The sequence below is a fragment of the Burkholderia sp. MSMB2157WGS genome (assembly GCF_001532755.1).
Taxonomy (GTDB): Bacteria; Pseudomonadota; Gammaproteobacteria; order Burkholderiales; family Burkholderiaceae; genus Burkholderia.
On the sequence record NZ_LPJG01000050.1, the window covers coordinates 128,202 to 140,697 of the forward strand.

A 12,496-nucleotide genomic window follows, 5' to 3' on the forward strand; every position below is an offset into this window, starting at 1 on the left:
GCTCACGTTACGCAGCGAGGTCACGATGCCCAACTTCATGCTGTTTCTCGCCACGTCGATCGCGATCACGTTCGCGCCGGGGCCCGACAACCTGCAGGTGCTCGCACGCGGCATCTCGCAGGGCCGCGCGGCCGGCTTCGTCGCCGCGCTCGGCTTCACGGCGGGGATCCTGTTCCACACGACGCTCGCGGCGCTCGGCGTCGCGGCCGTGCTGCGTTCGTCGCCGGTCGCGTTCCAGATCCTGAAGCTCGCGGGCGCCGCGTACCTCGTGTGGATCGGCATCAAGGCGCTGCGCAGCCAGGGCCTCGCGAACGCGCATGCGCGCCCGCCGCAGCCGCTCGGCGCGATTTTCCGGCAGAGCGTGATCGGCAACCTGATGAACCCGAAGGTCACGCTGTTCTTCGTCGTGTTCCTGCCGCAGTTCGTCGATCCGCACGGCGCGCAGGGCGTGACGCTGCAGATGTTCGAGCTCGGCGCGCTGTTCATGCTGCAGACGGCCGCGGTCTTCTCGCTGTTCGGCGTCGGCGCGGGCATGATCGGCGCGTGGCTGAAGCGTCGCCCGCAGGTCGGTGTGTGGCTCGACCGGATCGCCGGCGCGACGTTCATCGCGATCGGCATTCGCGTCGCGCTGAAGGATTGAGCGAGATGACGTTTCCGTGCATCGCGGCCGCGCGCCGCTTCGATCCGGCCGCGCACCTGCGTTTCGAGATCGCCGGCCAGGCGGTCGGCTGGGTGCGCCGCCGGGACGTCGCCAGGCTCGCGCGCTGGCCCGACGTGTTCGAGTTGACCGGCGAGCGGGTCGTGCTGTCGGCGCGCTACGACACGGTCGATGCGCGCAGCATGGCGCTCGCGAGCGCGATCGGCGCGCTGGCCGCCGAGGGCGCGATTCCGGGCTGGCGCGACGAGATCTATGCGATCCGCAACCGTTTCGACGATCCGCCGCTCGCCTACATCGAGCGCGCCGCGTCGCGCTTCTTCGGTACGCAGACTTATGCGGTGCACGTGAACGGCATCGTAGAATATGCGATTGCACCGGGTTCGCCCGCCGCACCGCAAATGTGGCTCGGCCGCCGCAGCGCGACCAAGGCCACCGACCCCGGCATGCTCGACAACGTCGTCGCGGGCGGCATCGGCTGGGGCCTGGGCGTTCACGAGACGCTCATCAAGGAGTGCTGGGAAGAGGCTGGCATGCCGGCGGAACTCGCGGCACGCGCGATTGCGGGCCGGGCAGTGCAGGTGTTGTGCTCGCTGCCGGAAGGCACGCAGTCCGAACTGATCTTCGTGTACGACCTGCCGCTGCCGCGCGACTTCGCGCCGCACAACCAGGACGGCGAAGTGGCCGAGCATCTGCTGGCCGGCGTGCCCGAAGTGATTGCCTGGCTGCGCGAAGGCCGCGCGACGATGGACGCGAGCCTCGCGATGCTCGACACGTTGCTGCGCCATCGCTGGCTCGCGGCGGCCGACGCCGCGGGCATCGACGCGCTGTTCACGGCGGCCGCGTAGCTCGCCCTATGCGGGGCCGGCGCCTGCGCGTGGCGCGCGGGTGCGGCCGAACGAGCGCCAATTTGACGAATACCGAAACGAAGGGAGTAGCGGTCATGCCGACCGATCACAGCTTTATCTTGAAACTGTCGTGCCCCGACCGGCACGGCATCGTCCATGCGGTCTCGGGCTTCCTGTTCGAGCGCAGCAACAACATCCTCGATTCCGCGCAGTTCGGCGACAGCCGCACCGGCGAGTTCTTCATGCGCGTGCACTTCGAGCAGGACGGCGGCGGCGTGGATGCGGCGTCGGCGCTCGACACGCTTCGCAAGGAATTCGCGCCGCTCGCCGAACAGTTCTCGATGCGCTGGGAGCTGCACGATGCGGCCGTGAAGCCGCGCGTCGTGATCATGGTGTCGAAGATCGGCCACTGCCTGAACGACCTGCTGTTCCGCTATCGCACCGGCCAGTTGCCGATCGAGATTCCGGCGATCGTGTCGAATCACAAGGAGTTCTACCAGCTCGCCGCGAGCTACAACATTCCGTTCCATCACTTCCCGCTGATCGGCGGTTCGTCCGATGCCGCGAAGGCCGCGCAGGAAGCGCGCGTGCTGGAAGTGATCGACGAGCATCAGGCCGATCTCGTCGTGCTCGCGCGCTACATGCAGATCCTGTCGCCGAACATGTGCGAGCAGCTCGCCGGGCGCGCGATCAACATCCACCATTCGTTTCTGCCGAGCTTCAAGGGCGCGAAGCCTTACTACCAGGCGTTCGACCGCGGCGTGAAGCTGATCGGCGCGACCGCGCACTACGTGACGACCGATCTCGACGAAGGCCCGATCATCGAGCAGGAAGTCGAGCGCGTCGACCACAGCATGACGCCCGACCAACTGACCGCGATCGGCCGCGACGTCGAGTGCGTGACGCTCGCGCGCGCGGTGAAGTGGCACGTCGAGCACCGGATCGTGCTGAACGGGACGAAGACGGTCGTGTTCCGCTGATCCGCCGGCCCGAAAGGCCGGCCCCACGAGCAAAAACGCCGCGCCCTTCGGGGCGCGGCGTTTTTTTATCGCCGTCGGCGAGCGGGCGGCTTCAAATCAGCCGCAGCAGGTGCAGCTCGCGTTTCAGGTACGCATAGAAGATCGGCGCGGCGATCACGCCCGGCAGCCCGAACGCGGCTTCCATGATCAGCATCGCGAGCAGCAGCTCCCACGCGCGCGACTCGATCTGGCCGCCGATGATCTTCGCGTTCAGGAAATATTCGAGCTTGTGGATGATCACGAGGAACGCGAGCGACGCGATCGCGGTGCCCATGCTGACCGACAGCGACACCGCGACGATCAGCGTGTTCGAGATCAGGTTGCCGATCACCGGCAGCAGGCCGACGATGAACGTGACCAGCACGAGCGTTTTCGACAGCGGCAGCCGCTGGTGGAAGATCGGCAGCGCGACGAGCAGGTAGATGCCGGTGAAGGCCGCGTTGATCGCGGAGATCTTGATCTGCGCGAACACGATGCGGCGGAACGCATCGGCGAAGCGCGACACGCGCGTGACGAGCGCGGTCGACAGCGGCCGGCGCACCTTGCCCTGCTCGACGCCGATCGCGATCATCGCGCCGATGATCATCCCGAACAGCACGTGGCCGAAGCCGCGCGCCACGCTTTTGCCGCTTTGCTGGAGCTGGTCCATGTGCGAATGCATCAGCACGGCCGCCTTCGTCTTCATCTGTTCGACGTCGACGGGCAGCAGGTTCGCGATCCACGCCGGCGTGCGCGCGCGCGTCTGCTCGACGATCTGCATCAACTGGTCGAGCAGGCTCTGCAGGTTCGGCACCGTGTGCTCGAAATGCTCGATGATGCCGATCGTCAGGCCGGTGAGCCCGCCGACGATCGCGATCGACAGCAGCACGACGGCGACCCAGCGCGCGCGCATGCTGGTGGTATGGCGTTCGATCACGGGCGCGATCGTGTGGATCAGCTGATAGACGAGCAGGCCGGCCAGCATCCCGCCGAGCAGCCGGAGCTCGAGGACGAGCCACATCATGGCGAGCGCGAAGAGGTAGCTGCCGATCTCGAGCGCCGACAGCTTCGGCAGGCTCAAGTCGCTCGTCAGCCGCACACTGCGCAGGTGCGGCTCGCGGTTCTGCGTGTCGCGCGACTCTTGTTGCTTCTCCATCGTGGATTCCTGTCGTCGGTGTGTCGGGCCGCGCAGTGCGAGGCAGAGCGCCGGTCGCCCGATGCCGGTCGCCAGGCGCTGCACCGGATTGGTGCGGATGGCGAACCTTACGACCGTAAAGTATAGCTGCCATTATGGTCCGCAAACGGGCCGTTTGGCGCGTGGTGTAAACGCAGAAGGGAAAACGAGGGGGCGGTCTGCCGTCGACGCGCGCGCGGCCGGGCGCCGCGCGCGGGGAAGGGTGGAACCGGCGGACCGGGGTCAGCCTGCCGCGACTTTGCGGGTCGGGCGCTTGAGCAGCGGCGCGAGGTACTTGCCGGTGAAGCTCGCCTTCGTCTTCGCGACCTGCTCGGGCGTGCCCTGCGCGATGATCTGGCCGCCGCCGGCGCCGCCTTCCGGGCCGAGGTCGATCACCCAGTCGGCCGTCTTGATCACGTCGAGGTTGTGCTCGATGATCACGACCGTGTTGCCCTGGTCGCGCAGCCGGTGGATCACTTCCAGCAGCAGCGCGATGTCGTGGAAGTGCAAGCCGGTGGTCGGCTCGTCGAGGATATACAGCGTGCGGCCGGTGTCGCGCTTGGAGAGCTCCAGCGACAGCTTCACGCGCTGCGCCTCGCCGCCCGACAGCGTCGTGGCCGACTGGCCGAGGCGGATGTAGCCGAGGCCGACGTCGAGCAGCGTCTTCAGCTTGCGCGCGATGACCGGCACCGCGCTGAAGAACTCGTACGCGTGCTCGACCGTCATGTCGAGCACTTCGCTGATGTTCTTGCCCTTGTATTGCACTTCGAGCGTTTCGCGGTTGTAGCGCTTGCCGTGGCACACGTCGCACGGCACGTAGACGTCCGGCAGGAAGTGCATCTCGACCTTCAGCACGCCGTCGCCCTGGCACGATTCGCAGCGGCCGCCTTTCACGTTGAACGAGAAGCGACCCGGATCGTAGCCGCGCTCTTTCGCGGTCGGCACGCCCGAGAACAGCTCGCGGATCGGCGTGAACAGGCCCGTGTACGTGGCCGGGTTCGAGCGCGGCGTGCGGCCGATCGGCGACTGGTCGACGTTGATCACCTTGTCGAAGTGCTCGAGGCCCTCGATCGCCTCGTGCGGCGCAGGCTCGGCAGCCGAGCCGTACAGGTGGCGCGCGACCGCGTGATACAGCGTGTCGTTGATCAGCGTCGACTTGCCGGAGCCCGACACGCCGGTGATGCAGGTCAGCAGGCCGACCGGCAGCTCGAGATCGACGTGCTTCAGGTTGTTGCCGTGCGCGTCGACGATGCGCAGCATCCGTTCCGGATCGGGCGCGAGCCGCTCGTCCGGGTACTCGATGACGCGCTTGCCGAGCAGGTACTGGCCGGTCAGCGATTGGGGGTTCGACTGCACCTGCTTCGGCGTGCCTTCGGCGACCACGACGCCGCCGTGCTCGCCCGCGCCGGGGCCCATGTCGACGACGTAGTCGGCCGTGCGGATCATGTCCTCGTCGTGCTCGACGACGATCACCGAGTTGCCGAGGTCGCGCAGATGCTTGAGCGTCGCGATCAGGCGGTCGTTGTCGCGCTGGTGCAGCCCGATCGACGGCTCGTCGAGCACGTACATCACGCCCGTGAGGCCCGAGCCGATCTGCGACGCGAGCCGGATCCGCTGCGCCTCGCCGCCCGACAGCGTTTCGGCGCTGCGCTCGAGCGACAGGTAATCGAGGCCGACGTTGTTCAGGAACGTCAGGCGCGCGACGATTTCCTTGATCACCTTGTCGGCGATCTCGCGCTTCGCGCCTTCGAGCGTCAGCCCGTCGAAATAGCCGAGCGCGTCGCGCAGCGGCCAGCCGCTGATTTCATAGATGCCGCGCGCGTGGTCGCCGGTGCCGATCCGCACGTGGCGCGCCTCGCGGCGCAGGCGCGTGCCGTCGCAGGACGGGCACGGCTGGTTGTTCTGGTATTTCGACAGCTCTTCGCGCACCGCGACCGAATCGGTCTCGCGGTAGCGGCGCTCGAGATTCGGGATGATCCCCTCGAACACGTGCTCGCGGATCGTCGTGCGGCCGCGCTCGTTGATGTACGAGAACGGGATCGTCTGCTTGCCGGAGCCAAACAGCAGCACCTTCCGGATCTTTTCGGGCAGATCCTCGAATGCGGCGTCGATGTCGAATTCGTAGAAGGCCGCGAGGCTCTGCAGCATCTGGAAGTAGAACTGGTTGCGGCGGTCCCAGCCCTTCACGGCGCCGGCGGCGAGCGACAGCGACGGGTGCGCGACGACCCGCTTCGGGTCGAAGAACGTGATCTGACCGAGGCCGTCGCATTCCGGGCACGCGCCCATCGGGTTGTTGAACGAGAACAGGCGCGGCTCGAGCTCCTGCAGCGAGTACGAGCAGACCGGGCACGCGAACTTCGAGCTGAACAGGTGCTCGCGGTCGGTATCCATCTCGAGCGCGATCGCGCGGCCGTCGGCGAGGCGCAGCGCCGTCTCGAACGATTCGGCGAGCCGCTGCTTCATGTCCGGGCGCACCTTCAGGCGATCGACGACGACGTCGATCGTGTGCTTGTCGTTCTTCTTCAGCTTCGGCAGCGACTCGACCTCGTAGATCTTCGCGACGCCTTCGTTCGCGGCGCCGCCGCCCGAGCGCACGCGAAAGCGCACGAAGCCCTGCGCCTGCATCTCCTCGAACAGCTCGGCGTGCTCGCCCTTGCGGTTCGCGACGACCGGCGCGAGGATCATCAGCTTGGTTTCCTCGGGCAGCGCGAGCGCCGCGTCGACCATCTGCGACACGCTCTGCGCCTCGAGCGGGATGTCGTGGTCGGGGCAGTACGGCGTGCCGACACGTGCGTACAAAAGCCGCAGGTAGTCGTGGATTTCGGTGACCGTGCCGACGGTCGAACGCGGATTGTGGGACGTTGCCTTCTGCTCGATCGAGATCGCCGGCGACAGCCCCTCGATCAGGTCGACGTCGGGCTTCTCCATCAGTTGCAGGAACTGGCGGGCGTATGCGGACAGGCTTTCCACGTAGCGGCGCTGGCCTTCGGCATAAAGGGTGTCGAACGCGAGCGACGACTTGCCCGATCCGGACAACCCGGTAATCACGACCAGCTTGTGGCGAGGCAGGTCGAGATTGACGTTTTTCAGGTTGTGGGTGCGTGCCCCACGGATGCGGATCTGTTCCATGAACCTGGCGAAAATGGAGGGAACCAAACCTGCTACTATAACGGCTTTTCGAGACCGTCGTTTACGGCCCTCAGCCTTTACAGCAGGTGGCAGCAAGGCGACGCCTGCGCCGGGGAAAGCGGTCGCGCCGCACGTTCCGGGCGGCCCGCGGGCCGCCTGCATCCGGCCCCGACGTGTCGCCCGAAAGGCCGCCCGGCCGCCGGTCCTGATCTTCCGCCGCCCGCTGCCGGGCGGACATTCCGATCATTCGAAATTCATTCCCGATGTCCAATCCGTCTGCCACGTCTTCCCGCATGACCGCGCCCGAACTGCGCGCGACCACGTCGCTCGCGGCGATTTTCGCGCTGCGCATGCTCGGCCTGTTCATGATCATGCCGGTGTTCTCGGTCTACGCGAAAACCATTCCGGGCGGCGACAACGTGCTGCTCGTCGGGGTCGCGCTCGGGGCCTACGGCGTCACGCAGTCGCTGTTCTACATCTTCTACGGCTGGGCGTCCGACAAGTTCGGCCGCAAGCCGGTGATCGCCACGGGCCTCGTGATCTTCGCGCTCGGCAGCTTCGTCGCCGCGTTCGCGCACGACATCACGTGGATCATCGTCGGCCGCGTGATCCAGGGGATGGGCGCGGTGTCGTCCGCGGTGCTTGCGTTCATCGCCGACCTGACCTCCGAGCAGAACCGCACGAAGGCGATGGCGATGGTCGGCGGCTCGATCGGCGTGTCGTTCGCGGTCGCGATCGTCGGTGCGCCGATCGTGTTCCACTGGGTCGGGATGAGCGGGCTGTTCGCGATCGTCGGCGTGCTGTCGATCCTCGCGATCGGCGTTGTGCTGTGGATCGTGCCCGACGCGGCCAAGCCCGTGCACGTGCCCGCGCCGTTCGCCGAGGTGCTGCACAACGCCGAGCTGCTGCGCCTGAACTTCGGCGTGCTGGTGCTGCATGCGACGCAGACGGCGCTGTTCCTCGTCGTGCCGCGCCTGCTGGTGGACGGCGGGCTGCCGGTCGCCGCGCACTGGAAGGTCTACCTGCCGGTGATGGGGCTCGCGTTCGTGATGATGGTGCCGGCGATCATCGTCGCGGAAAAGCGGGGCAAGATGAAGCCGGTGCTGCTCGGCGGCATTCTGGCTATCCTGATCGGCCAATTGTTGCTCGGCAGCGCACCGCATACCATTCTGATTGTGGCGGCGATCCTGTTCGTGTACTTCCTCGGGTTCAACATCCTGGAAGCGTCGCAGCCGTCGCTCGTGTCGAAGCTCGCGCCGGGTTCGCGCAAGGGCGCGGCCACGGGTGTTTACAACACCACGCAGTCGGTCGGGCTCGCGCTCGGCGGCATCGTGGGCGGCTGGCTGCTCAAGCACGGCGGCGCGAATACGGTGTTCTACACGTGTTCGGGGCTCGTTGCCGCGTGGCTTATAATCGCGGCCAGCATGAAAGCGCCGCCGCGCAAGGCCTGAATCTGATCGTCGGGCAGGCGCGGGCGGCGTTCGCCGGCTAGCCCGGCGGGCCGCTCGGACGGCTTTCGCGGGCGGCCCCGCATCGAATTTACTGGAGAAACACATGGCATCCGTCAACAAGGTCATCCTCGTCGGCAATCTCGGCGCCGATCCTGAAGTCCGTTACCTGCCGAGCGGCGACGCGGTTGCGAACATCCGTCTCGCGACGACCGATCGGTACAAGGACAAGGCAAGCGGCGATTTCAAGGAAATGACCGAATGGCACCGCGTCGCGTTCTTCGGCCGTCTGGCGGAAATCGTCAGCGAATACCTGAAGAAGGGTTCGTCGGTCTATATCGAAGGCCGCATCCGTACGCGCAAGTGGCAGGGTCAGGACGGCCAGGACCGTTACTCGACCGAAATCGTCGCCGAACAGATGCAGATGCTCGGCGGCCGCGGTGGTTCGGGCGGCGGCGGTGGCGGCGGTGACGAAGGCGGTTATGGCGGCGGCTACGGTGGTGGCGGCGGTCGCGGCGAGCAGGCGGAGCGCGGCGGCGGTGGCGGTCGTGCCGGCGGCGCGGCGCGTGGCGGTGCGGGCGGCGGTGGTCAGAGCCGTCCGAGCGCACCGGCAGGCGGCGGGTTCGACGAGATGGATGACGATATTCCGTTCTGATCGCAAGTCGCACCCCGCATCACGATGGGCCCGAATGTCCGCGTCAAGCCAGTCGCTTGGCCCGGGTTTTCGGGCCTTGCTTCGTTTACGTCGCGCATACCCGTCGCGCTCGGGACGAAACGTGGCTGACGCACTTCCCGACCTCATCGCTCCCCGTCTCGACGTCCTGTTCTGCGGGATCAATCCCGGCCTGATCGCGGCCGCGAGCGGTCATCACTTCGCGGGGAGAAACAACCGCTTCTGGCGCGTGATCCATCTCGCGGGTTTCACGCCGATGGAACTTGCGCCGCGGGACGATCGCGCGATACTCGGTTACGGCTGCGGGCTGACGACCGTGGTGCCGCGGCCCACCGCGCGTGCCGATCAGCTCTCGCGCGCGGAATTCGTGGCCGCGGCCGCCGCGTTCGAACGGAAGGTCGCGCAGCAAGCACCGCGCTTCGTCGCGTTTCTCGGCAAGGCAGCGTATTCGGCGCTGTCGGGGCAGCGCGAAGTCGCGTGGGGTTCGCAGCCATCGCGCATCCGGCAAGCGCGGGTGTGGGTGCTGCCCAACCCCAGCGGGAGAAACCTCGCATTCGCGCTCGACGATCTGGTCGATGCGTATCGTGAGCTTCGTCTCGTGGCGACGGCAGAGAAGCACGATGCGACGCAGTAAGACCGCGGATCCATGGCCCGGCACCATCGTGCCGCGCGCATTCTTCAACCGCATGGCCACCGAGGTGGCGCCGCAACTGCTCAACAAGATCCTCGCGGCCGCGGACGGCCGGGCCGGCCGCATCGTCGAAGTGGAAGCGTATGCGGGCGCGCTCGATCCGGCCGCGCACACCTATCGCGGCAAGACGCCGCGCAATGCGACGATGTTCGGGCCGCCCGGGCACTTCTACGTTTATTTCACGTACGGCATGCACTGGTGCTGCAACTGCGTGTGCGGCCCGGACGGCGCGGGAACGGGCGTGCTGATCCGTGCGCTGGAGCCGCTGCACGGGCTCGAACGAATGCGTGCGGCGCGGCCGCCGCGCACGCGCGATCGCGACCTGTGCCGCGGGCCGGCGCGGTTGACGCAGGCGATGGGGATCGGCGGTGCGCAGGATGGCGTCGACCTGGTCGGCGCGCATGACGGGTTCGCGATCGTCGACGACGGGATGGCGCCGCCCGCGGATCTGGCGGGCGGGCCGCGCGTCGGCATTCGCGTCGGCCAGGATCTGCCGTGGCGGTGGAGCGTGCCCGGCAACCGGTACGTATCGGGCGCGGCGCCGCGCACGTGACGGGTGCCGCGCCCAGTTCGCGTCCACTTCGCTCCCAATTCGACCCGCGTCACGCCGCCGCCATGATTGACCGGCTAAGCTGGCCGTTTCGACGTTTCGATCGAGGGGACACCATGCGGCGGGTCGTATTCAACCAGAAGGGCGGCGTGGGCAAGTCGACGATCGTCTGCAACCTGGCGGCGATCAGTGCGAGCGAAGGATTGCGCACGCTCGTCATCGATCTCGATGCGCAGGCGAACTCGACGCGCTACCTGCTCGGCGACGCCGCGGCCGATGCGCAACCGGGCGTCGCCGGCTTCTTCGAAACCGCGCTGACCTTCAACTTCCGTCCGGTCGACATCGCGTCGTTCATCCACGCGACCCCGTTCGACGGGCTCGACGTGATGCCCGCGCATCCGGATCTCGACACGCTGCACGGCAAGCTCGAATCGCGCTACAAGATCTACAAGCTGCGCGACGCGCTGAACGAGCTCGACATGTACGACGCCGTGTACATCGACACGCCGCCCGCGCTGAATTTCTATACGCGCTCGGCGCTGATCGCGGTCGAACGCTGCCTGATCCCGTTCGACTGCGACGATTTCTCGCGCCGCGCGCTGTACACGCTGCTCGAGAACGTGAAGGAAATCCAGCAGGACCACAACGCGGCGCTCGAGGTGGAAGGGATCGTCATCAACCAGTTCCAGCCGCGCGCGAGTCTGCCGCAACGGCTGGTCGACGAGCTCGTCGACGAAGGGCTGCCGGTACTCGCGTCGCGGTTGTCCGCGTCGGTGAAGATCCGCGAATCGCATCAGCAGTCGACGCCGGTGATCTATCTCGAGCCGACGCACAAACTGGCGCAGGAGTTTCGCGCGCTGCATCGCGAACTGGCGGGCTGATCCCGCGCCCGACCGCGTCGACCGGGGCCGCTTCAAGCGGCCTTTTTTATCGCTCCCGTAATTCGTCCGATTATTGAATTCGGTATTAATAATGTAGAAAACGATTTCATAAAGAATCCAGAAAAACGGTTACATGGGTGGTTGCTGAATTTCCAATGAGGGCCGGTTTTCTAATAAGCAGAATAATGAATTGGTAAATATTGCGCGACGTCATGTTGCGCTATGCTGTAAAAAGGTAAAAAAGCATTGCGGGTCGGAGCAAGTGATATCACGGCCACGACGTCGACGCGCCGGGGGCTTCGGCAGGCGCTCCAAAGGGTAATAAGGGTTTATACCTATCATTAATGCCACTTAATTGACAATTAATCGCTCTAAAATGGCTTCCTTCAACCGCCCGTGCACAAAAAGGTGACGGGTTGTCAATAAGGAAGCAGCTGTCGATCAAGCTTCCATTTTTCTTCAAGTCGTCTCTCGCATTGCTAACAGGAGCGTGCCCGATGTCCGTATTTGCCCCCGAAAAACTCGCCGCCGATTATCAATCCGGTATCGCCGCCTGGTTCGCGATCGCCCGTCCGGCGATCCACGGTTTCGAGGCCGTCGTCGAACTCAACCTGCAGGCGGCCCGGACGGCGCTCGAGGAATACGAGGACAAGCTGAAGAACGCGTTCAACGGCAACAACCCGGCCGCAGGCTTCGCGCAGCAGGTGGCCGCGCCGCAGGAAGCGGCCGGCAAGGTCGTGTCGTACGGCCGCCATCTGTTCGACATCGCGGTGTCGACGCAGTCCGAATGGGCGAAGGTCGCGCAGGCGCAGTACGAGCAGAACGACAAGCGTCTGAAGGACGTGCTCGGCGAACTGTCGAAGCATGCGCCGGCCGGCTCGGCGCCGGTGGTGGCCGCGCTGAATTCGGCGCTGTCCGCGGCGAGCGCCGCGGCCGACTCCGTGCGTGCGGCGACGGGGCAGGCGCTCGAAGCGGCGCAGAGCGGCTTCGATGCGGTCAGCGAAACGGCCGCGCGCGGCGCCAAGCAGACGGCGGCCGCTGCCCGCAAGGACGCAGCGGCTGCGCGCGAATCGGCAGCGTAACCGCGTGAGTGCGTGTCGCGCGCAGGCGCGACACGATTGACCGGCGCCGGATGGCGCCGGACCCCGCGTGTGCCACGCGGGGTCCGGCGAACGCCCGGTGCGCCGCAAGACGACCGTGCACGGTTGCCCGTGCCGCGGTGTGCCGTGCCGCCGGTGCGAACGGATGCTGCCCGCCATGCGGCGGCATGCGACCGCGCTCGCGCCGGATGGCCCGACGCACGCCATCGCTACGTGCAGCCGCCTCGTGCCGGCGTCGGAACGACGAACTGATTTCAATGCAGGGATTGAACATGACGGATGTAGTGATCGTATCGGCCGCGCGGACCGCGGTCGGCAAATTCGGCGGCTCGCTGGCGAAGATTGCGGC

11 protein-coding genes are annotated in these 12,496 nt (G+C 66.5%); 9 read left to right on the top strand and 2 right to left on the bottom strand.

What is annotated here, in order from left to right; genetic code table 11:
• The first annotated feature begins 25 nt into the window (after positions 1-25).
• From WT53_RS29490 to purU, 3 genes are all read left to right on the top strand, one after another.
• Entirely contained in the window at positions 26-640 is a 615-nt protein-coding gene (locus WT53_RS29490; protein WP_034208408.1) for a LysE family translocator, read from the top strand.
• Positions 641-645: 5 nt separating this feature from the next.
• Positions 646-1,503 (top strand): DUF4743 domain-containing protein, encoded by an 858-nt coding sequence (locus WT53_RS29495; RefSeq protein WP_034208407.1) that lies wholly within the window; start codon positions 646-648, stop codon positions 1,501-1,503.
• Positions 1,504-1,598: 95 nt separating this feature from the next.
• Positions 1,599-2,483 (top strand): formyltetrahydrofolate deformylase, encoded by an 885-nt coding sequence (gene purU, locus WT53_RS29500; protein WP_034208406.1) that lies wholly within the window; start codon positions 1,599-1,601, stop codon positions 2,481-2,483.
• A gap of 91 nt (positions 2,484-2,574) precedes the next feature.
• On the opposite strand, the gene WT53_RS29505 is transcribed toward purU, so the two are convergent.
• Together WT53_RS29505 and uvrA are read right to left on the bottom strand one after the other, a co-directional pair.
• On the bottom strand, positions 2,575-3,657 hold the full coding sequence (locus tag WT53_RS29505) for an AI-2E family transporter (RefSeq protein WP_034208405.1): 1,083 nt from the start codon (positions 3,655-3,657) through the stop codon (positions 2,575-2,577).
• 261 nt (positions 3,658-3,918) lie between these two features.
• Complete coding sequence (uvrA, locus tag WT53_RS29510) at positions 3,919-6,804, bottom strand: excinuclease ABC subunit UvrA (RefSeq protein WP_034208404.1); 2,886 nt, start codon at positions 6,802-6,804, stop codon at positions 3,919-3,921.
• A 263-nt stretch (positions 6,805-7,067) separates the two neighbouring features.
• Between uvrA and WT53_RS29515 the strand changes: the two genes are divergently transcribed.
• The 6 genes from WT53_RS29515 (at position 7,068) to phaP (ending at position 12,129) form a co-directional block, all read left to right on the top strand.
• Complete coding sequence (locus tag WT53_RS29515; RefSeq protein WP_034208403.1) at positions 7,068-8,255, top strand: MFS transporter; 1,188 nt, start codon at positions 7,068-7,070, stop codon at positions 8,253-8,255.
• A 103-nt stretch (positions 8,256-8,358) separates the two neighbouring features.
• Positions 8,359-8,907: a single-stranded DNA-binding protein gene (locus WT53_RS29520; protein ID WP_060262519.1), complete on the top strand. Its 549-nt coding sequence runs from the start codon at positions 8,359-8,361 to the stop codon at positions 8,905-8,907.
• A gap of 121 nt (positions 8,908-9,028) precedes the next feature.
• Positions 9,029-9,559 carry a G/U mismatch-specific DNA glycosylase gene (gene mug, locus WT53_RS29525; RefSeq protein WP_060262521.1) on the top strand — a complete coding sequence of 177 codons (531 nt, stop codon included), beginning with the start codon at positions 9,029-9,031 and terminating at the stop codon, positions 9,557-9,559.
• The gene (locus WT53_RS29530) at positions 9,546-10,169 is read left to right on the top strand and encodes a DNA-3-methyladenine glycosylase (protein WP_059781487.1); all 624 of its coding nucleotides are present in this window, start codon (positions 9,546-9,548) and stop codon (positions 10,167-10,169) included. The genes mug and WT53_RS29530 overlap by 14 nt, the downstream gene beginning before the upstream one ends.
• A gap of 113 nt (positions 10,170-10,282) precedes the next feature.
• On the top strand, positions 10,283-11,047 hold the full coding sequence (locus tag WT53_RS29535) for a ParA family protein (protein WP_060262523.1): 765 nt from the start codon (positions 10,283-10,285) through the stop codon (positions 11,045-11,047).
• Positions 11,048-11,544: 497 nt separating this feature from the next.
• Entirely contained in the window at positions 11,545-12,129 is a 585-nt protein-coding gene (gene phaP / locus WT53_RS29540) for a TIGR01841 family phasin (protein WP_034208398.1), read from the top strand.
• Positions 12,130-12,496 lie beyond the last annotated feature (367 nt).

Coding starts and splice junctions, on each gene's coding strand:
- WT53_RS29495 (WP_034208407.1), top strand. CDS start 646: ATGACGTTTCCGTGCATCGCGGCCGCGCGCCGCTTCGATCCGGCCGCG.
- purU (WP_034208406.1), top strand. CDS start 1,599: ATGCCGACCGATCACAGCTTTATCTTGAAACTGTCGTGCCCCGACCGG.
- uvrA (WP_034208404.1), bottom strand. CDS start 6,804: ATGGAACAGATCCGCATCCGTGGGGCACGCACCCACAACCTGAAAAAC.
- phaP (WP_034208398.1), top strand. CDS start 11,545: ATGTCCGTATTTGCCCCCGAAAAACTCGCCGCCGATTATCAATCCGGT.
- WT53_RS29505 (WP_034208405.1), bottom strand. CDS start 3,657: ATGGAGAAGCAACAAGAGTCGCGCGACACGCAGAACCGCGAGCCGCAC.
- WT53_RS29515 (WP_034208403.1), top strand. CDS start 7,068: ATGTCCAATCCGTCTGCCACGTCTTCCCGCATGACCGCGCCCGAACTG.
- WT53_RS29535 (WP_060262523.1), top strand. CDS start 10,283: ATGCGGCGGGTCGTATTCAACCAGAAGGGCGGCGTGGGCAAGTCGACG.
- WT53_RS29530 (WP_059781487.1), top strand. CDS start 9,546: ATGCGACGCAGTAAGACCGCGGATCCATGGCCCGGCACCATCGTGCCG.
- WT53_RS29520 (WP_060262519.1), top strand. CDS start 8,359: ATGGCATCCGTCAACAAGGTCATCCTCGTCGGCAATCTCGGCGCCGAT.
- WT53_RS29490 (WP_034208408.1), top strand. CDS start 26: ATGCCCAACTTCATGCTGTTTCTCGCCACGTCGATCGCGATCACGTTC.